This window comes from Streptomyces sp. NPDC059828, assembly GCF_042731955.1.
Taxonomy (GTDB): domain Bacteria; phylum Actinomycetota; class Actinomycetes; order Streptomycetales; family Streptomycetaceae; genus Streptomyces.
Map to the genome: position 1 here is coordinate 221,545 of NZ_JBHWIW010000002.1, position 18,903 is coordinate 240,447.

Annotated in this window: 29 protein-coding genes; 22 read left to right on the plus strand and 7 right to left on the minus strand. The window is 68.1% G+C overall.

The annotated features are described in order from the left end of the window. Positions 1–8: 8 nt before the first annotated feature. From ACFV6V_RS02185 to ACFV6V_RS02250, 14 genes are all read left to right on the plus strand, one after another. On the plus strand, positions 9–341 hold the full coding sequence (locus ACFV6V_RS02185; RefSeq protein WP_385557747.1) for a hypothetical protein: 333 nt from the start codon (positions 9–11) through the stop codon (positions 339–341). Between the two features lie 60 nt (positions 342–401). Then, positions 402–881: a hypothetical protein gene (locus tag ACFV6V_RS02190; protein ID WP_385557750.1), complete on the plus strand. Its 480-nt coding sequence runs from the start codon at positions 402–404 to the stop codon at positions 879–881. After that, positions 881–1,402, plus strand: a complete 522-nt coding sequence (locus tag ACFV6V_RS02195; protein WP_385557752.1) for a hypothetical protein — start codon at positions 881–883, stop codon at positions 1,400–1,402. Before ACFV6V_RS02190 ends, ACFV6V_RS02195 begins: the two co-directional genes overlap by 1 nt. A gap of 116 nt (positions 1,403–1,518) precedes the next feature. After that, positions 1,519–1,716: a hypothetical protein gene (locus tag ACFV6V_RS02200; RefSeq protein WP_385557754.1), complete on the plus strand. Its 198-nt coding sequence runs from the start codon at positions 1,519–1,521 to the stop codon at positions 1,714–1,716. A gap of 3 nt (positions 1,717–1,719) precedes the next feature. Then, positions 1,720–5,679, plus strand: coding sequence for a phage tail tape measure protein (locus ACFV6V_RS02205; protein WP_385557756.1), 3,960 nt, complete (start codon positions 1,720–1,722; stop codon positions 5,677–5,679). Then, positions 5,680–7,143, plus strand: a complete 1,464-nt coding sequence (locus ACFV6V_RS02210) for a hypothetical protein (RefSeq protein WP_385557759.1) — start codon at positions 5,680–5,682, stop codon at positions 7,141–7,143. A 3-nt stretch (positions 7,144–7,146) separates the two neighbouring features. Continuing rightward, a complete protein-coding gene (locus ACFV6V_RS02215) occupies positions 7,147–8,220 on the plus strand; it encodes a DUF5047 domain-containing protein (RefSeq protein WP_385557762.1) in 1,074 nt (357 codons plus the stop codon). After that, a complete protein-coding gene (locus ACFV6V_RS02220) occupies positions 8,221–9,033 on the plus strand; it encodes a hypothetical protein (protein ID WP_385557765.1) in 813 nt (270 codons plus the stop codon). Continuing rightward, positions 9,030–9,794 (plus strand): hypothetical protein, encoded by a 765-nt coding sequence (locus ACFV6V_RS02225; protein ID WP_385557768.1) that lies wholly within the window; start codon positions 9,030–9,032, stop codon positions 9,792–9,794. Before ACFV6V_RS02220 ends, ACFV6V_RS02225 begins: the two co-directional genes overlap by 4 nt. Before the next feature lie 2 nt (positions 9,795–9,796). Next, positions 9,797–10,147, plus strand: coding sequence for a hypothetical protein (locus ACFV6V_RS02230; protein ID WP_385557771.1), 351 nt, complete (start codon positions 9,797–9,799; stop codon positions 10,145–10,147). Between the two features lie 75 nt (positions 10,148–10,222). Further along, a complete protein-coding gene (locus ACFV6V_RS02235) occupies positions 10,223–11,242 on the plus strand; it encodes a hypothetical protein (RefSeq protein WP_385557774.1) in 1,020 nt (339 codons plus the stop codon). Between the two features lie 24 nt (positions 11,243–11,266). Next, the gene (locus ACFV6V_RS02240; protein WP_385557776.1) at positions 11,267–11,539 is read left to right on the plus strand and encodes a hypothetical protein; all 273 of its coding nucleotides are present in this window, start codon (positions 11,267–11,269) and stop codon (positions 11,537–11,539) included. Positions 11,540–11,614: 75 nt separating this feature from the next. Further along, on the plus strand, positions 11,615–11,968 hold the full coding sequence (locus ACFV6V_RS02245) for a hypothetical protein (RefSeq protein WP_385557778.1): 354 nt from the start codon (positions 11,615–11,617) through the stop codon (positions 11,966–11,968). After that, positions 11,965–12,315 (plus strand): hypothetical protein, encoded by a 351-nt coding sequence (locus ACFV6V_RS02250; protein WP_385557780.1) that lies wholly within the window; start codon positions 11,965–11,967, stop codon positions 12,313–12,315. The genes ACFV6V_RS02245 and ACFV6V_RS02250 overlap by 4 nt, the downstream gene beginning before the upstream one ends. Positions 12,316–12,551: 236 nt before the next feature. On the opposite strand, the gene ACFV6V_RS02255 is transcribed toward ACFV6V_RS02250, so the two are convergent. After that, a complete protein-coding gene (locus ACFV6V_RS02255) occupies positions 12,552–12,767 on the minus strand; it encodes a hypothetical protein (protein ID WP_385557782.1) in 216 nt (71 codons plus the stop codon). Between the two features lie 159 nt (positions 12,768–12,926). Here ACFV6V_RS02255 and ACFV6V_RS02260 point away from each other — a divergent pair, with 159 nt between their 5' ends. The 4 genes from ACFV6V_RS02260 to ACFV6V_RS02275 all read left to right on the plus strand — a co-directional run bounded on the left by ACFV6V_RS02260 (position 12,927) and on the right by ACFV6V_RS02275 (position 15,379). Continuing rightward, a complete protein-coding gene (locus tag ACFV6V_RS02260; protein WP_385557784.1) occupies positions 12,927–13,547 on the plus strand; it encodes a recombinase family protein in 621 nt (206 codons plus the stop codon). A 3-nt stretch (positions 13,548–13,550) separates the two neighbouring features. After that, a complete protein-coding gene (locus ACFV6V_RS02265) occupies positions 13,551–14,129 on the plus strand; it encodes a hypothetical protein (protein WP_385557787.1) in 579 nt (192 codons plus the stop codon). A gap of 101 nt (positions 14,130–14,230) precedes the next feature. Continuing rightward, positions 14,231–14,422, plus strand: a complete 192-nt coding sequence (locus tag ACFV6V_RS02270) for a hypothetical protein (protein WP_385557790.1) — start codon at positions 14,231–14,233, stop codon at positions 14,420–14,422. Between the two features lie 72 nt (positions 14,423–14,494). Next, complete coding sequence (locus ACFV6V_RS02275; protein WP_385557793.1) at positions 14,495–15,379, plus strand: Ku protein; 885 nt, start codon at positions 14,495–14,497, stop codon at positions 15,377–15,379. Here the strand turns inward: ACFV6V_RS02275 and ACFV6V_RS02280 are convergent. Continuing rightward, a complete protein-coding gene (locus ACFV6V_RS02280) occupies positions 15,376–15,744 on the minus strand; it encodes a DUF6233 domain-containing protein (RefSeq protein ID WP_385557795.1) in 369 nt (122 codons plus the stop codon). The genes ACFV6V_RS02275 and ACFV6V_RS02280 overlap by 4 nt on opposite strands. Positions 15,745–15,790: 46 nt before the next feature. Here ACFV6V_RS02280 and ACFV6V_RS02285 point away from each other — a divergent pair, with 46 nt between their 5' ends. Next, entirely contained in the window at positions 15,791–15,988 is a 198-nt protein-coding gene (locus ACFV6V_RS02285) for a hypothetical protein (RefSeq protein WP_385557798.1), read from the plus strand. 121 nt (positions 15,989–16,109) lie between these two features. Here the strand turns inward: ACFV6V_RS02285 and ACFV6V_RS02290 are convergent, their stop codons facing one another. The 3 genes from ACFV6V_RS02290 to ACFV6V_RS02300 are packed head-to-tail and all read right to left on the minus strand — an operon-like array spanning position 16,110 to position 16,740. Then, positions 16,110–16,301: a hypothetical protein gene (locus ACFV6V_RS02290; protein ID WP_385557801.1), complete on the minus strand. Its 192-nt coding sequence runs from the start codon at positions 16,299–16,301 to the stop codon at positions 16,110–16,112. A gap of 9 nt (positions 16,302–16,310) precedes the next feature. Next, positions 16,311–16,487, minus strand: a complete 177-nt coding sequence (locus tag ACFV6V_RS02295) for a hypothetical protein (protein ID WP_385557804.1) — start codon at positions 16,485–16,487, stop codon at positions 16,311–16,313. A gap of 31 nt (positions 16,488–16,518) precedes the next feature. Beyond that, positions 16,519–16,740, minus strand: coding sequence for a hypothetical protein (locus tag ACFV6V_RS02300; RefSeq protein ID WP_385557806.1), 222 nt, complete (start codon positions 16,738–16,740; stop codon positions 16,519–16,521). Between the two features lie 110 nt (positions 16,741–16,850). Here ACFV6V_RS02300 and ACFV6V_RS02305 point away from each other — a divergent pair, with 110 nt between their 5' ends. Continuing rightward, a complete protein-coding gene (locus ACFV6V_RS02305) occupies positions 16,851–17,255 on the plus strand; it encodes a hypothetical protein (protein ID WP_385557809.1) in 405 nt (134 codons plus the stop codon). Between the two features lie 39 nt (positions 17,256–17,294). On the opposite strand, the gene ACFV6V_RS02310 is transcribed toward ACFV6V_RS02305, so the two are convergent. Beyond that, on the minus strand, positions 17,295–17,537 hold the full coding sequence (locus ACFV6V_RS02310; RefSeq protein ID WP_385557812.1) for a GntR family transcriptional regulator: 243 nt from the start codon (positions 17,535–17,537) through the stop codon (positions 17,295–17,297). A 205-nt stretch (positions 17,538–17,742) separates the two neighbouring features. Here ACFV6V_RS02310 and ACFV6V_RS02315 point away from each other — a divergent pair, with 205 nt between their 5' ends. Continuing rightward, positions 17,743–17,913 carry a hypothetical protein gene (locus ACFV6V_RS02315; RefSeq protein ID WP_385557815.1) on the plus strand — a complete coding sequence of 57 codons (171 nt, stop codon included), beginning with the start codon at positions 17,743–17,745 and terminating at the stop codon, positions 17,911–17,913. A gap of 196 nt (positions 17,914–18,109) precedes the next feature. Here ACFV6V_RS02315 and ACFV6V_RS02320 read toward each other — a convergent pair whose 3' ends face one another. Then, a complete protein-coding gene (locus tag ACFV6V_RS02320; protein WP_385557818.1) occupies positions 18,110–18,337 on the minus strand; it encodes a helix-turn-helix domain-containing protein in 228 nt (75 codons plus the stop codon). Between the two features lie 286 nt (positions 18,338–18,623). Between ACFV6V_RS02320 and ACFV6V_RS02325 the strand changes: the two genes are divergently transcribed. Further along, on the plus strand, positions 18,624–18,851 hold the full coding sequence (locus ACFV6V_RS02325) for a hypothetical protein (protein WP_385557821.1): 228 nt from the start codon (positions 18,624–18,626) through the stop codon (positions 18,849–18,851). The last annotated feature ends 52 nt before the right edge of the window (positions 18,852–18,903 follow it).

Sequence of the window (18,903 nt, forward strand, 5' to 3'; positions counted from 1 at the left end):
AGCACCCCATGGCCCTTCTGGCCCAGCAGGTCATCTCACTGGCCGGCACCACACCCACATACTCGGCGGCTGCCGCGTCGACCACCGTCACGTGCGGCGAGCGCAGCTTCCTCCACGTCAAGAACACCAACGGCTCCAGCATGACCGTCACCATCACGGCGACAGCCAAGGTGCGCGGCCAGGGCGTCGCCGACATCGTGGTGACGGTGCCCGCGACGACAGGCGACAAGCTGATTGGCCCACTCACCGCAGACCTCTTCGCTTCGGCTGCGGACGGCGTGAGCGCGTCGATCACCTACTCGTCCACGACCAGCGTCACCGTCGCGAACATCGTGATCTGACGCCCCCTAGTCCCGCCTGCCCCGTCGCCCGGGGCTTTTTTCATGCCCTGAGGAGGGTTCATGTCTGACCTGATCAGCGACGGAATGACCAAGGTGGTCTGGGCGTCGACAATCAGCAACATCAACGCGCCGACCACGTCCGAGCTGAACGCGGGCAGTGACTTCACGACCCGTATCACCCCGGACGGGCTGAAGATCGACCCGTCGACGGCGGACGTCGACACGTCCAGCCTGGCCTCGACGTTCGACACCAAGACTGTCGGCAGGGTCGGCTACGACACCGAGCTCACCTTCAAGCGGGGCACCACCGGCGGCGAAGACCTCCCGTTCACGACACTGAAGTACGGCGTGTCCGGCTACCTCGTCGTCCGCCGCGGCGTCGCCTACGCGACAGCCTGGGCGTCGTCCCAGAAGTGCGAGGTCTACCCGATCACGTGCGGTGAGCCGCAGAACAGCTCCCCGGCTGCCAACGAGGTCATGAAGTTCGTGAGCCCGATGAAGGTGACCAGCCCGCCCGCGACTGCCGCCACGGTGGCCTGATGGGCAGCAACATCGAGGACATCCTCAAGCGCGCCAAGCCCCGCGAGCGCACCGTCAAGGTGTGCATCGCGGGGGACCTGGCCGGCGAGGTCGAGCGCCTCGAGGAGGAACTCGCCCAGGTGGCGGAGGACTGGCAGCCGCAGAACCTTGCCGAAGCGCATCCGGGCCGGGAGATCTCCGAGCGGATCGCCGCCCTGCGGGCGCAGATGCGCGAGAGCGAGGTGCCCTTCCTCCTGCGGTACATCGGGGACGAGAAGTATTCGTCGCTGGTCGCCGCGCACCCGTCGGAGGATCCGAAGGAGCTGTTCGACTCGGACACGTTCCCGCGTGCGCTGATCGCGGCCTGCTGTGTCGACCCGGTGATGACCGAGGAGCAGGCCAAGGAGCTGTTCGAGGTCATCACGCAGGGGCAGATCAAGGACCTGTTCGACGCTGCGTGGGACGTCCACAACAGCAGCGGCATCGTCCCTTTCTCGTTGGCCGCCTCCGCGCTCCTGGCGGGCCTTGGCGGCGAGAAGTAGAGACCGCACGGGCCTGGGGTGTCCCGCGGTCCATCTTCCTCGGGCGTCCCTGGCCGGCGGCCGGTGAGCCGCTGTGGACCGAGGAGGACCGCGGCTGGGCGCTGGCTCTGGCCGAAGTGGAGGCGGACCAGTGCCCGGAGTGCGGGCAGCCGTGGCATGAGGCCACCAACCCTGACCACGAGTTCGCCTACTCAGCCAAGCTGATCATGTGCCACGCCTGCGCCACCTCGGCAAAGACCGTCCGCGCACACCAGGACGGGCGCGGCAGCACCGACGGACTGCACGTCCATATCGAGAAGCGCGGACGGGGGTGACCCATGGCTGTCCGTACCGTCACCGTCCGGCTGCGCGCCGACATCTCCAACTACACCCGCGGCATGCGCGATGCGGCCCGGAGCACATCACAGATCGCCGGGGCGGGCGCTGCGGTGTCGACCGCGCTCGTGGCAGGGTTCGCTGTGGCTGCTGCAAGCGCGGCGAAGTTCGACAAGGCCATGTCGAATGTGCGGGCCGTCACGCAGGCCAGCTCAGGGGACATGGGCAAGCTGCGGGCTGCGGCGCTCGAGGCGGCTAAGACGACGAAGTATTCGGCGGGCGAGGCTGCGGACGCTGAGGCGGAGCTGGCGCGTGCCGGTGTCGACACGGCGGACATCATCGGCGGCGCGCTGAAGGGTGCCCTGTCGCTGGCCGCGTCCGGGCAGATCGACCTGTCCGAGTCGGCCACTGTCGCCGCCCAGGCGATGAACACATTCGGTCTCGCGGGCAGGGATGTTGAGCACGTCGCCGACCTCCTGTCGGCGGGCGCGAACAAGTCCGCGGCGGATGTCCACGGCCTCGGCATGTCGCTGCGCATGGGCGGCCTGCTGGCGCATCAGACGGGCCTGTCCATCGAGGACACGGTGGGTGTGCTGGCGGCGTTCGCCGACCATGCCCTGATCGGCTCGGACGCTGGTACGTCGCTGAAGGTCATGTTGCAGCGGCTGGTGCCGCAGTCCAAAGAGGCCCAGGCCGCGATGGACGCGATCGGCTTCTCGGCCTACGACTCCACCGGCAAGTTCGTCGGGCTGACCGAGCTGTCGGCCCGCATGAAGACCAGCTTCAGCAAGCTGACGCCCGAGGCCCGCAATGCGGCCATGGCGACCATCTTCGGCGCGGACGCGGTCCGCTCGGCGACCATCCTGTACGAGCTCGGCGCCGACGGCATCAAGGAGTACGTGAACGCCGTCAACGACCAGGGTGCCGCCGCACGCACTGCCGCCGTCCAGACCGACAACCTCATCGGCGACTTCGACCGGCTCAAGTCCGCCATTGAGGTCGCGCTGATCGAGGGCGGCTCGTCGGCCAACGGCATGCTCCGCGACATGACCCAGTTCGTCACACGGCTGGTCAACGCCTACAACGACCTTCCGCCCAGCGTGCAGCACGCCGTCACGCTGACCTCCGGGTTCGCGGGCACCGCGGGTCTGGCCGGTGCGGCTCTGCTGCTGCTCCTTCCCCGCATCGCCGCCACCAGGGCAGCATTGGTGTCCATGGGGGTCACGGCCGCCCGTACCCGGGCAGCGATGATGGGCCTCGGTCGGATGTCGATCGTCCTCGTCGGCATGGCCGCCATGACGTGGAGCGTCGACAAGCTCACCGCCGGGCTCCAGAAGGCCCCGCCCAGTGCGGCGAAGCTGGCCGAGGCGCTCGTCGACCTCGCCCAGAAGGGCAAGGTCGCTGGCGAGCTGTCCAAGACGTTCGGCGAGGACATGGACGGCCTCGGCGAGGCCGTCGCACGCATCGCCCACCCGGGCGCCCTGGACCGAGTCGAGGACTTCTTCGGCACGTTCGATCCGGGTACCGAGTTCGGTGGCCCGGGGCTGGACCGCGCCAAGCAGAAGGTCACCGCTCTCGACCAGGCTCTCGCCACGCTCGTGCAGAGCGGAGCCACGAGGGAAGCGGCCACGGCGTTCGCCAGCTTCGCCAAGGAAGCGAACGCGGGCGGCACCTCCACAGCGAAGTTCCGCACCCTGCTGCCTCAGTACACCGAGGCCCTGGCAGGTGCCGCGGTGCAGCAGAAGACCACCGCCGATACGCAGGGCGAGCTGGGGGACGCCACCCAGCTGACCGCAGACCAGATGGCTGACCAGCGCACCGAGGCCGAGAAGCTCAGCGACGCACTCAAGGCTCTCAACGGGTTCGCCATCAGCGCGGCCGAGGGCGAGATCGGCTTCCGCGACTCCATGTCGAAACTGTCAGAGGTCGTGAAGGAGAACGGCGTCTCGCTGGACGTCACGACGAAGAAGGGCCGCGAGACGAAGACGGCGTTCCTGGATGCCGCCAAGGCCGCCATGGACCACGGCCAGGCAGTTGCGGAGCAGTCGGGGTCTATCGACGCAGGCAACGCGGTCCTCGAGCAAGACATCGCCCTGCTGCGCGCATCCATGGGTGCGGCGGGGCTGTCCAAGGCCGCGATCGACCAGCTGACGAAGGCCTACCTCCGACTGCCCGAGTCGGCGTCGACTACGTTCACCACCCCCGGGGCAGCTAGGGCGGCAGCCGCTATCGCGGACCTGCGTCAGAAGCTCATGGCTGTCCCGCCGGGCAAGACCATCACGGTGAAGGCGCCGACCGCGGCCGTGGTCAAGGCGCTCGAGGCCGCCGGGTACAGCGTCAAGAAGATCCCCGGCAGCAAGAAGGTCACCATCACCGCGCCCACCGGGACCGCGGTCGCGAACGCGATGGCCCTGAAGCGGGCCCTGGATGCCATCCAGGGCAAGACCGTGACCGTCGTGACCCGGCACGTGAAGGTCGAGACCGGTGAGGCCACCCGCCGGGAGCTGACGCCGGGGAAGTACGCGCGAGGCGGCGCCATTCGCACATGGCCCGGGGGCGGACCCATCTACGGGCCGGGCACGGGCACATCGGACTCGATCCCGGCGCTCGTCAGCAACGGCGAGTACGTGATCAAGGCTGACGCGGTCCGCAAGTACGGCGTCGCCATGTTCAACCGGCTCAACGCCATGCGCTACGCGTCCGGTGGCTCGGTCGGCACCTACGACCCGACGGAGCTCGCCGTCCTCGGCGGCGCCGGCGCGGGCCTGTCGCGCTACAACGAGCTCGTCGGGCAACTGCGGGAGGCGTGGAAGGAGTACAAGGCCGCGGTCGCCGAGCTGAACAAGGTCCGCAAAGGCAAGTCCACGGCGGCCGAGCGTCGCGAAGCAGCCCAGCGGGTCACGGCGACCCGCGGCACGGTGTTCAACCTGGACGCCAAGCTGGGCCTCGCCCGCGGCGCGCAGGCACCCGCGGTGTTCAACCTGAACGCGTACCAGAAGCAGCTGTACAACTCTCTGCGGGCAACACAGATCTGGCGCACCAACCTCGCCAGGATCGCCACCCGCGGCGGACAGGAAGTCGCGGATCTCCTCGAAGGAATGGGCGAGGAGGGTGTCGCGCTGGTCAACAAGCTGGCCGGCGCTTCCGCGAAGCAGTTCACGGCGATCGTGGCCCAGCTCAAGGCAACCGCCGGACTGGCGCAGGCCACCCTGGCGGACTTCACCAAGCAGCTCACTACCAGCACCAATCAGAGCGCGCAGTTCGCGAAGGACATCCAGACGCTCGCGTCGCGGGGTTTCGGCGATCTGGCCCAGGCCCTAGCAGCACAAGGCGACTCGTCGGCGATGGCGCTCGCCCACCAGGCCGTGGGCAACTCCAAGAGTGCAACGGCCGCCAACGCCGCAGTCGGCAAGGCGAACGCGGCCCTCACCGGGGACGACCTCACCAGTGCTGTGATCCTGCTGTCGACGCTGCGGGCTGCTCCGAATCGCGGCTGGGAGGATCTGATCGCGGCCGGGCTGTCGGCTGATGTGCTGCGGCGCATCGTGCCTCACATGCTCGGGCAGATCGCCCTGCTCCCGGCACTCAACAAGGCGCGCTTCCTTGCCCAGTGGAACTCCGGTGGCACGGTGGCGATGGCCCGCGGCGGCATCCTCACCCGGCCGTCTCTCGTCCTGGGCGGCGAGGCCGGGGTGCCGGAGTCGTGGATCCCGCACGACGGGAGCACCCGCTCTCGGACCCTGCTGTCTGCGACTGCCGCCGCCATGGGCTACCAGCTCGTCCCCGCTGGCCGATACGGCAGCAGCGGATCAGCCGTCGCCGCCGCAGCACCGAGCGCGATCGCTGTGCAGGTGTTCGTTGGCGATCGGGAGATCCGGGACATCGTGCGCGTGGAGGCCACGCCGATCGTCCGTGCCTCCGAAGAGCGGGCCGCATACCGGGCACGGGTGGGGAGGCACTGAATGACCATCTCCCACATCGGTGTTGGGGCCCTCTCGCAGGCAGCCACGAGCATCACTCCTGCCTTTCCGGCCGGGGCCACGACCGGGCGGCTCGCCATCCTGGTCGTGGTCTCCGGCCACCCGACCGAATCCATCCCTACGACCCCGTCGGGATGGTCGTCGGCAGGATCGTTCTCCGGCGGCACGGGATCGTTCGGGTCCGGTACGGGACCGCGCCGCCTGTCGCTGTTCACCCGCGTCCTGCTCGGTTCGGACACGGCCCCGACGACGCAGCTCCCGACAGGTACCGGCTCGCTGATCGCGGGCCGGATCCACGTCCTCTCGCGTAGCGCCGGGACGGGCTGGCGGTGGGCGACAGCCTTCGGAGAGGACACCACGAGCGGCACCGGGTTCTCCGGCGCATCCGCGTCGCCCTTGACCTGGGCGGCGGGTGACTTCGCGCTGCTCGGATACGCGTTGTCCGCGTCCACGGCCTCTGCGACCGCCGAAGCCGTGACGGCCTCAGGAATCACGTTCGGCACGGTGACCGAGCAGGCCGACGACTCGCTCACCACCGGCAACGCCGGACGTCTGGTTGATGCAACAGGCACCGTGTCGTCCGGCTCCGGCACCCAGGCGCCCACCGTCACGGCGACACTCGGTGCGGCGGCGGCCGGCGTTGCCGGAGTGCTGCGGATCCGCGAGGCCACCGCAGCCATCAGCGCGACCGCGCAGACAGTCTTCCCACCGCGGATCCTGTGCTCGGTCACCGGCATGCTCGCCGAGGACATTGTGGAAGCCACCATCTACCGGGTGGTCGGCACCACGCGCACGCCCGTCCGGGCAGCCAGCGATGTCGACGTGACCGGCCAAGCCGCGCTGCTCCGTGTCGACGCCGAGCAGCCGTTCGGCGTATCCACGTCCTACGCCGCAGACTTGACCGACTCGGCCGGCGGATCCTGGACAGTCACCTCCGGGTCCATCACTTCCACCGTGTCCGCCGACGTCATCAGCGACGCAGTCCGCGGCGTGGGCGCCGCCGTGACGATCAGGTCGTGGCCGGACAAGAAGCGAACCCGGGAAGCAGCGGTCTTCAACGTGGGCGGGCGCCTGGTATCGGTGGCCCGGCCCCGTTCCAGCGCCCAGGCGACCGTGGGCGTGTCCACCGCGAGCGAGGCCGACGGCGACGCCCTACAGGAAGTCCTGGACGGCGCCACCGAGGGAGTCATCCTCATCCGAGGCCAGACGACCCTCGCCGGCGTCGACGGCCACCTGGCCGCACTGTCTGACTCCGAGGACCGCGCCTGGTACAACCCGCGCCGAGAATGGGCGCTGGACATCTTCGAGACCGAGCCATGGCCCGACGTACTGGAGGCGGCCGGCTTCACGCTCCAGGACATCGCGGACAACTACGCGACCCTGCTCGACCTCTCCAACGCCTACGCCACGCTCCTGGCCATCGCGCAGGCAGACCTGGGGGTGTGAGACATGCTGGACATGTCCACGGCCGCGCTGGCCGTCGTCCAGCGCTCCCACACCATGCGGGTGCGCGTCGAGTCCTGGCGCGACGGAGAACTCCTCTCCGACGACGTCCCGGTATCCGATGGCAGCGAGGAACGAGACCGCTCTCTGGCCGTACCGGAGCGAATCACCCTGTCCGTACCTCGCCGCGACCGCGGCACCGACTGGAGCCCCATCGACCCAGATCACCCGCTCGCCGCCTACGGACAGCAAGTCCGCGTCTCCTACGGAGTCGACGTCGGCGGTAGCTACGAGTGGATCAACAGGGGCTGGTTCGTCGTCACCGAAACGGCGACCGATGACGACACGGTCAGCGTCCAGGCCGAAGGGCTACTCACGCTGATCGACGAGGCCAAATTCGCTGCACCCTTCCAGCCCTCGGGCACTCTTCAGTCCACCGTGCAGGCCCTCGTCGAGCCCGCGCTGACCGTCGAGGTGGATGCTGCCCTGGTCGACAGATCGGTACCGGTGGGCATGCAGTGGGACGACGACCGGCTCGGCGCCCTGCATGAAGTCCTCGACGCCTGGCCCGCGGTGCCGCGCGTCACGGAAGACGGGGTGCTGCGCATCGAGCCGCTCACTGACACGGGCACGGCTGTGCTGTCCCTGACCGACGGCACCGGTGGCACGGTGATCAAGTGGCAGGCGTCCTCAAGCCGTGCCGGCGCAGCTACCGTGGTCGTCGCCCGCGGCGAGGGATCTTCCGGGACGCAGATACAGGGCGTCGCCTACGACACCGACTTCTCCTCACCACTGCGCTCCGGCGGCCCGTTCTCTCCGCTGCCTGTGCCGTACTTCTTCACGTCACCGCTGCTGGCCACAGTCGCCCAATGCCGGGCGGCAGCCGCCAACACCCTGGAGCGACTTCGCCGCGGAGCAGGACGTCGCCTGACAGTAACGCTGCTGCCCCACCCAGGCCTGATGACCGGGGACGTCGTGGCCCTGACAGGTGCCGGGCTGAACGCCACCCCCTGCATGATCGAAACCCTGTCGCTTCCGTACTCGCCCGGCGAGATGCGCCTGACCGTAAGGGTGCTGTAGATGGCCGACTGGAGCGACGTCAAAGTCTCCCTCGCCGGAACGGGCACGTTCCTCGGGCGGGCCGACTCGGCCGTATCCGGTGCCGCATGCACCGCGACCGTGGGCGGCATCCAGATCACCGTGCGCACGGTCAACGGGCTGACCGTCGCGGTCAACGACACGCTGCTCATCCACCGGGTCGGCTCGGTCTACTGGGCAGTCGGCGTGGCTGCCGCGGCGCCAGCCGTACCCCCACCCCCACCGGCAATCCCCGACGCCACACCGCCCGACGCCGGGGACCCCGCGCCCATCCCCAAGCCGACCGTCACCACCGGCACCCTGACCTGCACCCCCGTGTCCACCGCCACCTACCGAGACGGAAAGTGGCGCACCGACATCGGGCCGGTCGGCAGCGCCGACACCTACCAAGGCCGCTACTCCGGCAGCTCCTACGGACGCATGACCGGATGCGCCTTCTACGGCAGCAAACCCCGCACGATCGCCGGCGCGACCGTCACCCGGGCCACCCTGCGCGTGCGACGACTCACCAGCGGCGACTTCGCAGCCCGCACAGCAACCCTCCGCCTCGTCAGCCAGTCCACCCGCCCAGCAGGGGCACCCACGCTCAATGAGACGACCAGTGGCCCTTCCCTGGCCGTGAACGCCACAACCAGCGGCTTCGTCGTACCCAACTCGTGGGCACAAGCCATGGTCAACGGGACCCGCGGCGGACTCGCCATCTCGATCAGTTCCGACGACCCCTACATCCGCTGGGCCGGACGCGGCTCCTGGTCCGCCGCCTGGACCCTGACGATCAACTGGAGGCGCGGATGACCCAGCAGACCAGCAAGGGCATCACCTACCCCGAGTCGACCGACCACTCCCGCATCTGGGAGCACATACAGACACTGGCGGGGAACGTCGACGGGCTACTGCTCGGCACGCCCGACGTCCAGGTCTTCACCTCCTCAGGCACCTGGAACAAACCGGCCGGAGCCCTCTGGGTAGTTGTCGAGGTCGTCGCCGGAGGAGGCGGCTCCGGCGGCGTGGGCTCCACCAGCTCCGGCCAGGGTTCCTGCTCAGGCGGAGGCGGCGGCGGCGAGTCCGCGCGCGGGACCTTCTCCGCAGCGTCCCTCGGCAGCTCCGTCGCCGTCACAGTCGGCGCAGGCGGTACCGCAGGCGGCGCCGGCCCCGGCAACGGAGGAGCTGGCGGAACCTCGTCCTTCGGCGCCTCGGTCACCGCCATCGGTGGCACCGGCGGTCTTGCCTGTACGGGCACCTCCGGCAACCTGTTCGCCGGCAGCGGCGACGGCGGCACCGGCGGCACTGGCGGCTCATTCCGCATGCAAGGCGGCGCCGGATCGACCGGCCTCGTCATCTCCGGCCTGCCCGTGAAAAGCAACCTCGGCGGCGCGTCAACGATGTCTGGACAGGCCCGCGCCAACCCGTCCACCTCCGGCGCCCAGGTCGGCAACGTCGGCTACTCCTACGGCGGCGGCGCCTCCGGCTCATCGAACGGTTCCGGCGTCGCAGTGGGCACCCTCGGCGCCGCAGGTGCGCCCGGAATCGTCATCGTCACCACCTACAAGGCCTGACCATGGCCACGATCGAACGTCTGGACGCGGCCGTCCGCGAGGAATGGGACACCACCGCGCGGATCTACCGACGTTGGGTAGATGGCTCACTCGTTGACGAGCGCCCCTTCACTGAAGCCGAGACGGCGTCGGTAGATGCCCAAGCACGTGATGACGCCCGTGCGGCGAACCGAGCATCCCTCATGGGCCGCGTGCGGCTTGCCCTGGCCACCAACGCGGCATACCTCGACAAGGTCCAGGCCGGGACGGCGGTCAACGCCGACCACGTCGCGCAGACCGCAGCCCTCACACGGCAGACCCAGGCCATCATCCGGCTCCTCGCCGGGGCCGACCTCCTGGATCAGGCCACCTGACCTGTCCCTGCTTCCACCCCGCACCACCCGCAGCGCCTCCCGAGGGCGCCCTTCGTCACGCCCCGAGGAGAACCCATGCCCGACCTGTGGATGCCAGGGGCGACCCGGCTCGACATAGGCGACCACGCCCCGACCGATGGCGGGCCAGCCAAGGCAATCCCGCACATCACCTGGGACCGGAACGCCACAGCGATCAAGCCCGCCGACCTGGTGCCCTACGAGAACCTAGTCAGCTACTTCGGGCGGAACACCGCAGGTATGGCAGCCGCACCGCACATCCTGTGGGACCCGTTCACCGGCCGCTTCACCCAGTTCCACCCGGCGAACTCGCGCTCCAAGTCCCTCGCCGATAGCTCCGGGGGCACGCGGACGAACCGTGCTGGCAGCGTCGTCATCCAGATCGAGGCCGTGTTCTTCCCCTACTGCCGTGTCGGCGGGAAGGTCTACGCCCGCCTGGTCGACACCCCCTGCCTGGGCTGGGAACGACTCCACGCCTGGATCAAGTCGTGGGGTGTCCCGGACGTGTGGCCGATGGGCCGACCGACCGACTTCACCCCGAAGCGCTCCGAGTCCGTGTGGGAGTCGAAGGGCGGTTGGTACGGGCACCAGCACGTGCCCGAGAACGACCACCAGGACCCGGGCAGCTGGCCCGCGTTTCCCGTCGCACCCGCGCCCACCACCCCGACTCCCGCGCCTGCCGAGGAGGCTGACGTGCCCCACGCCCTCAACGAGTCCAACCCGATCGACGTGCACCTCGAATCCGGCGTGTGGACTCCGCTCGCCTTCGAGGATGAGGGCGCCGTCCTCGCCGGGCCCATCCCGGCGATCGACATCACCGCGCACCTGTACCTCGACACGGCCACCAGCCCCGACGCGAAGGTCCAGGGCCAGTTCTATCTGACGAACGCCGACGGCAGCGGAGCGTCCAGCTACCTGGCGATCGACAAGCGGGGCGGAGGCGGGCACCAGTTCGTCCACTCCATCCCCGTCCCGACCGGCAAGAAGCTGTGGTTCCAGGTCCGGGCCATCAGCCCCGACAGCAAGCCCGTCACCCTCCTCCACCGCGCCATCTCCGGCCCCTACTGGACCGCCTGACCTCTCGCAGAGAAGAGACACACCATGGCCACCAACCTCCCCAACGCCGGCGACGTCGAGACCGTCGTCAAGACCGCCACCACCTACGCCAAGGACCTCGCCGAACGCGTCATCTGGACCGCCCTCACCGCGTCCGCCGGTGTCGCCCTCGCCGCCGGACCCGGCGACATGTTCTCCGCCACGTTCTGGGAGACCGTCGGCGTCGCAGGCATAGCCGCCGCCGGATCCCTCGTGAAGGGCCTCATCGCGCGGTTCGTCGGCTCGAAGAACAGCGCCTCCACCGCCTCTGGGGTGTAGGTGCGGTGCGCTCTGCTGCGGCGGCTGAAGCGCCAGCTCGGCCGCCGCGGGACGATCCTCCTCTGCTATGGATTCGTGTGGAGCGCGATCGGCTACGGTCAGATCGCGTTCCCGCAGCCTGACCAGCGAGGGCTGAAGCTCCTCCTGGATCTCGCCCCGCTTGCAGTGTGGGGATGGCTTTGGGTCACCGCCGGACTCATCGCCGTCGTGTCAGCGTTCCTTCCGCAAGGCGTCGACTGGCTCGGCTTCCTGTCGCTTCCCGCGATCGTGCTGCCGTGGATGCTGTCGTACCTCGCGAGCTGGGCGCTGGGCATCTTTGATCGGGGGTGGATTGCCGCACTGGTCTGGGGCGCGATCGCGGTCCCGGTGCTAGTCGTGGCCGGATGGAGGGAACCCCCGCGGCCCAAGAGAATCGAGACGATTCCATGACCATCGAGATGTGGGTTCAGGCGGGCCTCACTGCTCTTACGACGGCTGGTGCCGCACTGACGGCACGATCTGCGCGCCGAACGCGGCGGCAGGAGAAGCGGGACGACTTCACTGCTGTCACGAAGGAGATCCGAACTTCGCTGCGTGACGTGAGGAAGGAACTCGCGGAGCAGAAGGCCGAGTCGGAGCGCCAGGCCGAGCACATCACCGATCAGGCCCTAGCTCTGAGCTGGCTTCACGGCAGGCTCCGCGACTTCGCTTCCTCTCTGCGGCGGGCGAGCATACAGCCGCCTGTTGGGGAGCCGATCCCGGAGCGGGCACGCAAGTACATCCACATCGACGTGTGAGAACTGGAGTGCGAGTGTCGGAACTGCCAACGGAGCGTCCCGTGCAGCCACGGATCGACGAGACCGCCGCAGACATGGGCACCCTCGTCGACATGGGCGTCGTCGAGGAACAGCCCGAACCACCGCCGTCGCCCGAGCCGGACCCGGTGCCCGAGGAATGACAGAGCCCCCAGCCTTCGGGCTGGGGGCTTCTTGCTGTCCTCCGACAGGACGCCACTCTCGATAGCCCACACACATCAGGGGTCGTTCGGATCCGGGTCGAAGAGAATGCTGAGCACCTCTCTGTAGTCCGCCTCGCTCATGGGAGTCGCATCCGGGTCCCAGCACCTCTCCCGTTCGGTGGCGTGGCCCTCCCGCACGGTGATGCGCCACATCCAAGCGCCCTTGCCTGTCTCGTCGACCATGGCGAGCAGCTTGACGACGTCGTCGGCCGTGCGCCAATGCGCCGTCAACCGACTGCACCCATGCGTTCATCTATCGGTCGTTATCCGCGATGGATGAACGGGAGGCGTTGACGCGGCCACCACTTGGACCAAACCGTTCATCAAAGGGTTCAACAACGGGTACCGTTCAAGAATTCACCCGCACCCCTTAGATGAACCGGAGGCCGCATGGCACTAGTTGGGCTCGTCCGCGTATCAACCGACAAACAGAACGTCGACCGGCAGCATGACGCCCTAGACCCGATCTGCATCAAGGTCTTCGAAGAGAAGGTGTCCGGCAAGCTCGCCGTCGACGAGCGCCCCGGCCTCAGCGCCGCACTGGACTACGTCCGCGAGGGCGACATGCTCTGCGTACAGGAAGTCGACCGCCTCGGCCGCGACACCCTCACCGGCCTCATGACCCTCGCTGAGCTCTTCAAGCGCGGCATCGCCGTCAAGGTCCTCGAAGGCGTCGGCGCCGGCGAGCACAAGGAGAGCAACCTCCTCCTCGAACTCGCCCTGGTGCTCGCCACCGAGCGGCGACGCGACATCGTCAAGAAGACCAATGACGGACTCGCAGCGGCACGAGCGCGCGGACGGGTCGGCGGACGCAGACCCGTCATGACCGAAGCCCTGACCATCCAGGCCGTCGCACTGAAGGAGAAGGGCTTCACCCTCCGACAGATCCAACCGCACCTCCGGATCGCCGAGGGCGCGAGCAAGGGGAAGAACCCCAGCATCGGCGCCATCTCCCAAGCTCTGCGGGATCACGATGCCCAGCTCGTCGAAACGCTCCAGACCCAGGAGTAGCCAGTGACGCACAGAGCTCGCCCCCGCGCACGTCTCCTCACCGGCGGCCCTGACTGGGAGGCTCGACAGGCCAAGGCGAAGCAGCCCCCAGGCCTGTCGAGGAGGGAGAAGGCGGCGAAGCAGAAACTGGACCAGTACATGGCGGACTTGAAGGCGGCAATATCCCGTCACGACTGGCCCGTCGCCAGGGGTGTGCGCGCCGCCGCGTGGGGCGAGGTGAACAAGCTGGCCGAGCATCTGACGAGGGATGAACGGCAGAAACTGGGCAAGTACAAGCTGCTCCTCCTTGCGGGCGAGGAGCAGGCGAGGCGAAACCGTCGACGCGAGGCGCCAGCGCAGAATCATCCGCTCGTCTGGGTGCGGCCCCCTGAGCGCGACATCATTGAGGAGCGAAAGAGAGCGGCGGCGGCCGAGCTGAGGGCATCTGTAGAGAAGAGGCGCCAGGAGCGGGCGGCCAAGAAGGCTGAAGCGAAGGCCGCACGGGCTGCCAGGACGCCCAAGGAACAGCCGCGGGTGGTGAAGGTGAGTACCAGCGTGCGGACAGTCTCGGGTGGTCTTCCAACCCTTGGAAAGCGGCGTTGACCTCGTAAGGGAACGTTATGCGCTCCCTGCCTGCATGGTTGCGCTTCCGAGTCGACGGATGTACACATGCCCGCCCACCCGGCAGTCGAAGGAGTGACGGCATGAAGTGCAAGTACGACGCGGACGGCGAATGCGCGAGCGAGGCGGCGACAGGGAGCCTGTACTGCGAAGAGCACCCACTGGACGATCTCGACTTCTACCTGAGGGCGATCAGCGTCAAGCTGACGTGCCCGCGGTGTGGGGGGCCGGTCCCGGATGGCTTTTTCTTTCACGACTGCCCACCCGGCGCCTGAGGGTGGGCGCTCGTGCATCCCCTCGTACCGGTCGTATGCTGGCGGTGCTCGGGGCTGACGTGGAGGTTTGTCATGCCGCGGCCCGTATGGGGTGGAGCGATCAGCTTCGGACTAGTGACCATTCCGATCAAGATGCTGCCTGCGACCGAGGACCGTAGCATCCGTTTCCGGCAGGTCCACACCGCCGACATGGGCCAGATCCGGTACAAGAAGATTTGCGAGATCGACGGCCAGGAGGTCTCCGCCGCCGAGATCAGCAAGGGCTACGAGCTGCCGAGCGGCGACACGATCCAGATCACCGACCAGGAGCTCGACGACATCCCACTGCCCACGGCGAAGGCCATCGACATCGTCACGTTCGTGTCAGCGGACACCATCGACCAGATCCGCATCGGTGACGGCTACTACCTCGCCGCGGACGGGCCCGTCGCAGCGAAGCCCTACGTGCTCCTGAGGAAGGCCCTCGAACGCAGCGAGAAGGTGGCCGTGGCCAAGATGGCGTTCCACGGCCGCGAGCGGCTCGGCCTGCTGCGGGTAGTCGAGGACGCGATCCTGATCCACATGATGCGCTGGCCCGACGAGATTCGGGACCCGGCGCAGCTGGCACCCGAGGCGATCGACCTGGATGAGCAGGAGATCGAGGGCGCGCTGGCGCTCATGGAGACGATGAGCGCCGAGGCCCTGCCACCGGAGTTGCATGACGAGTACCGCGAGTCCCTCGAGCAGGTCATCGCCGCGAAGGTGGAGGGGAGACGGCCAGAGATGCCGGAGCGCGAGGAGGCGCCGACCGGTCAGGTGGTCGACCTGATGGCAGCGCTGACCGCCTCCATGGAGCAGGCCAAGGAGCGCCGCGGGGAGCCCGCGACGGTGCACGAGATGGCGAAGCCGAAGAAGAAGACCGCCGCGAAAAAGGCCCCGGCGAAGAAGGCGGCTGGCAAGAAGCGGAAGAGCGCCTAGTCGACGGCCGGTCGAGTCTGTGGCTTCGGGATCCCGAGCAGCCCCCATGGCTTGCAGATGTCGCACATCTCGAGCTGGGGGAATTCCTCGAGGGCGATGACGACGTGTGCCTTGTCGAGGTACCCGAGCTCGGTCTTATACAGGCCGCAGTTCCCGCGGTGGAGCATGGGCTGCATCTTGTCGCCGCGGCCGGGCTGGAGTTTCCAGGATTGCTCGACGCGGGCGACCTCCCGGCGCCGCCTCTCTTCGGCGATCTCGCGTTCGAGTTGCTCGATGGCCTGCTCTGCCTGCCGTAGCTGGTAGGCCAGCCAGTCCCGGAGGGTGCGCTGTTTCTCGAGGCGCTCTTCCGGTGGCATGTCGTACATGTGTTCGAGTCTACGGGTGTCCGAGTAGACTGCCATCCTTGGGGGCATGCATGACGCCGACCAGCAGCGTTACCACCTGACCGTCACCATCGACGGCCGGCCAGTCGTGCACGGCTGGTGGTCGGATCAGGCGACCGCTGACCGTAAATACCGGGGATGGATCGGCGACTACGGCAGCCGCAGCGGGGCGCGCGTCACCCTCACCGACACGGCGACGGGGGAGCAGTTGGCCGCGTGGCCGTAGCCGCCCGACTGTCAGTGCGGCCTGAGATAATCGGGCCATCCCATTCGCGCCCATGGCTGCGGCGCACACTCGGACCCGCCCGTCGGGCCTACGGGCACAGCGACCGATGGGCGGGCACGGACTACTGGGGTTGCCTGACGCGCTTCTTCAGCGCCATCTCTAGCTCGTACCGGTTGGCCCCGGTCGCCTCGGCGTGTGCGGTAACCGCGGACTGCACGGCCCACGCCGCCTCGACGGTCAGCGCCCCGGCCTGCATCTCCTGCCACGCCTGCTGCTCGAGCCCGATCAGCTCGTCACTCAGTTCGATCGCCACAGCGGGATCCTACGCGGCGAGCTGCTGCCTGGCGCGCACCCGCCGCTCGGCCTGATCTGCCGCGGCCCACTCGACCACCAGCCGCTGATACTGCCGCTCATCCTCCGGCGACAGACTGCCGGACGCCCACAGCGCCCGGATCTCCGCATTCACCACCGCAGCAGACCGCATCCCCGCCCCTGTCATGCGATCAGGCTACGGCGAGGGACTGACAAGGTCACGGCTTTGACGGGCGGTCCTCATCGGCAGCCTTCATGAGGAGGCGGATCTGCTCGCGCGACCAGCCGGTGATCCGCGAAACCACGGCTTGGTCACCGCGCTGAGGATCCTGACGCATGGCGGCAACCGCTTCGGACCGGAGGTCCACTCTGGCTGCGTCGAGTGCGGCTTCGGCTTCGCGGTAGCGCTGAGCTGCAAGTTCAAGTTTCGCGGTGTCCATGCCGCGCATCATGCCATCGTCTTGGCCAAGACGCTAGGCCCAACCGCTTGACAATGCCAAGCTGCTAGGCCAAACTTAAGGGCATAAGGAAGCGGCAAACAGGAGCGACAATGCAGATCACCGAGATCCACGCGAACATCCCCGGGGAATCAAAGGAACTGATCCGCCTGGCCCTGGCGCGCGGACAGGCCGTGCAAGGCGGCAGGCGCGACCTGGGTCGGATCAACCGTGACGCGTTCACCATCCACATCCACGGCGCCGCCTGCGACGCGATCGTCTCCTGGATCAGCAGCAAAGAGGATGACGGCCGCTTCACCCTCTCCTACGCCAGGACGTGGGACGCCGACGCCAAGACATGGCAGCCCGCCAGCCTCGCCGAGGTCAAGAGCCTCCTGGAGGGCATGGAGGTGCTGCTGGTTGACGTGCCGGAGGAGCCTGAAGCGGCGCCCATCCCGTCCCCACGAACGAGGCGGCCCGGACTGCGGGGCACTCGGGACGTACACCTCCCCGCCTGAACTGCCACCAGCCCCGCCGCCGCGCGGGGCTTCGGCGTATCAGCCCTCGGGTCGGTCCGCGACGAACGTGCCGAGCCCGACCTCGGACCGGACCAGACCCTCCGTCTTCAGGTGCGCCATGACCTTCTGCGCGGTCGACGAGGCGACCTCGAACTCGGCGGACAGCTCGACCACGGAGGGGACCCGCGTGCTGGCCGGGTAGGTGCCGTCTTCGATCCGGCCCACGATGATCGCGGCGATCTGTCGCCACACAGGCCGCGTCCGGTCAAGATCCACGCTCATGCGGTTGACGCTAGGTAACTGCCGTATACCGCGCGACCGCAGTAAGCTGCGGTGTACTGCGGTATACCCGCTACAGAGAGATGCCCCGGCGACCGCCGACACGGCCCCGGGGTGCGGACGACTAGCAGGAGTCGCCATGGCGGAGCATAAAGGCGCCAGCACCAAGAACCCAGACAGCGGGCCGGCCGCGCGCCCCTTACCGGCCATGCGCACGTTGACCCAGCGGCAGCAGCGGGGCGTGGACTGCGTGTGGTGCGGCATCGTCCTCACCGCCGAGACCGCAGTCGACATCCCCGGTGAGCACTCGTACTGGCGCCTGGACCAGCGCACCCGCTGGTACCCGCGTTCCTGCCGCCGCGGCCCTGCGGCCCACTAGCACCCGCCCGTCGCGTTCGGCGGACCGTGGCGGGCGGGGAAAATCGGTCTGACCTGCACACCTGTACGCAGGTAGCGACAAACCAGGTCGGTCTTACTGACCCGTCGAACAGTAGATAACAGGTCAGTAACCCCTTACGAAACAGCGTTGTCAAACCTTGCACTAAGCAAGCGTTGTGAGCGACCGTTAACGCCCGCTACCCGAGGAGGTCGGACACATGGACGCGCAGGTCACGCGCAATGATCAGGAGATGGCTGATCTTCATCTCTTGGCCCCACTCCATGCGCTGCACGGTGGAGCGGTCGATGCCCGTGCGGTGAGCCAGCTCTTCCTGGGTGAGGTCGGCGTACATGCGGGCGTCCCGGATGCGTAGACCGATCTGTCGGCGGGCATCGAGGACCCACTGCTCGTGATCGGCGGGCACCCTGAAACGCTCGACTGACCAAGATCATAAGTCAGCAGCAAATTTGAGGCATTACTTGATCACGGGTTGAGTGGGTATCTGGAGGTCAGCCCTGCGGTGGCGTGGCATATGCCGCAGGGCTACGGGTAGTTTGCGAGTCTCGAACATGTGTTCACCCGAAGGGATGAATAACCGCGTGTCAGCAGGGGCCGTTGGACAGGGTGAATCGCGGGTGCACCCGCGCGCCCCCGGTAAGCGCCCCGGCGCATCTGTGTGCTGCCACACTCCACCCCCAGCGGAGAGGGCCATGACACCTGACGCAATCCTCGCCCTGTACGCCTGGCATGTGGGCTCCTGCTTCCGTTGCGCGCAGTCGAGCCTGTTCGTCACCTACCTCGGAAGCGTCACGACCCCGTCGGGCGACGAGTACAAGCTCGACGCGTGCGGCGCCTGCATCCTCAACATGGAGAGTGAGCGCCAGAGGTGGGCATCCCGCAAGGGCCGGGAGTACGCGCCAGGATCCCTCGGCTCGTAGACACCGGACGCGAGGCCGCCCCCCAGATGCTGGGGGGCGGCTTTCTGTTGTA

What these genes read in the sequence shown, in the direction of transcription:
- ACFV6V_RS02185 (WP_385557747.1), top strand. Translation starts at nt 9, where the DNA reads ATGGCCCTTCTGGCCCAGCAGGTCATCTCACTGGCCGGCACCACACCC.
- ACFV6V_RS02190 (WP_385557750.1), top strand. Translation starts at nt 402, where the DNA reads ATGTCTGACCTGATCAGCGACGGAATGACCAAGGTGGTCTGGGCGTCG.
- ACFV6V_RS02195 (WP_385557752.1), top strand. Translation starts at nt 881, where the DNA reads ATGGGCAGCAACATCGAGGACATCCTCAAGCGCGCCAAGCCCCGCGAG.
- ACFV6V_RS02205 (WP_385557756.1), top strand. Translation starts at nt 1,720, where the DNA reads ATGGCTGTCCGTACCGTCACCGTCCGGCTGCGCGCCGACATCTCCAAC.
- ACFV6V_RS02210 (WP_385557759.1), top strand. Translation starts at nt 5,680, where the DNA reads ATGACCATCTCCCACATCGGTGTTGGGGCCCTCTCGCAGGCAGCCACG.
- ACFV6V_RS02215 (WP_385557762.1), top strand. Translation starts at nt 7,147, where the DNA reads ATGCTGGACATGTCCACGGCCGCGCTGGCCGTCGTCCAGCGCTCCCAC.
- ACFV6V_RS02220 (WP_385557765.1), top strand. Translation starts at nt 8,221, where the DNA reads ATGGCCGACTGGAGCGACGTCAAAGTCTCCCTCGCCGGAACGGGCACG.
- ACFV6V_RS02225 (WP_385557768.1), top strand. Translation starts at nt 9,030, where the DNA reads ATGACCCAGCAGACCAGCAAGGGCATCACCTACCCCGAGTCGACCGAC.
- ACFV6V_RS02230 (WP_385557771.1), top strand. Translation starts at nt 9,797, where the DNA reads ATGGCCACGATCGAACGTCTGGACGCGGCCGTCCGCGAGGAATGGGAC.
- ACFV6V_RS02235 (WP_385557774.1), top strand. Translation starts at nt 10,223, where the DNA reads ATGCCCGACCTGTGGATGCCAGGGGCGACCCGGCTCGACATAGGCGAC.
- ACFV6V_RS02240 (WP_385557776.1), top strand. Translation starts at nt 11,267, where the DNA reads ATGGCCACCAACCTCCCCAACGCCGGCGACGTCGAGACCGTCGTCAAG.
- ACFV6V_RS02250 (WP_385557780.1), top strand. Translation starts at nt 11,965, where the DNA reads ATGACCATCGAGATGTGGGTTCAGGCGGGCCTCACTGCTCTTACGACG.
- ACFV6V_RS02260 (WP_385557784.1), top strand. Translation starts at nt 12,927, where the DNA reads ATGGCACTAGTTGGGCTCGTCCGCGTATCAACCGACAAACAGAACGTC.
- ACFV6V_RS02270 (WP_385557790.1), top strand. Translation starts at nt 14,231, where the DNA reads ATGAAGTGCAAGTACGACGCGGACGGCGAATGCGCGAGCGAGGCGGCG.
- ACFV6V_RS02275 (WP_385557793.1), top strand. Translation starts at nt 14,495, where the DNA reads ATGCCGCGGCCCGTATGGGGTGGAGCGATCAGCTTCGGACTAGTGACC.
- ACFV6V_RS02280 (WP_385557795.1), bottom strand. Translation starts at nt 15,744, where the DNA reads ATGTACGACATGCCACCGGAAGAGCGCCTCGAGAAACAGCGCACCCTC.
- ACFV6V_RS02285 (WP_385557798.1), top strand. Translation starts at nt 15,791, where the DNA reads ATGCATGACGCCGACCAGCAGCGTTACCACCTGACCGTCACCATCGAC.
- ACFV6V_RS02295 (WP_385557804.1), bottom strand. Translation starts at nt 16,487, where the DNA reads ATGACAGGGGCGGGGATGCGGTCTGCTGCGGTGGTGAATGCGGAGATC.
- ACFV6V_RS02300 (WP_385557806.1), bottom strand. Translation starts at nt 16,740, where the DNA reads ATGGACACCGCGAAACTTGAACTTGCAGCTCAGCGCTACCGCGAAGCC.
- ACFV6V_RS02305 (WP_385557809.1), top strand. Translation starts at nt 16,851, where the DNA reads ATGCAGATCACCGAGATCCACGCGAACATCCCCGGGGAATCAAAGGAA.
- ACFV6V_RS02310 (WP_385557812.1), bottom strand. Translation starts at nt 17,537, where the DNA reads ATGAGCGTGGATCTTGACCGGACGCGGCCTGTGTGGCGACAGATCGCC.
- ACFV6V_RS02315 (WP_385557815.1), top strand. Translation starts at nt 17,743, where the DNA reads ATGCGCACGTTGACCCAGCGGCAGCAGCGGGGCGTGGACTGCGTGTGG.
- ACFV6V_RS02325 (WP_385557821.1), top strand. Translation starts at nt 18,624, where the DNA reads ATGACACCTGACGCAATCCTCGCCCTGTACGCCTGGCATGTGGGCTCC.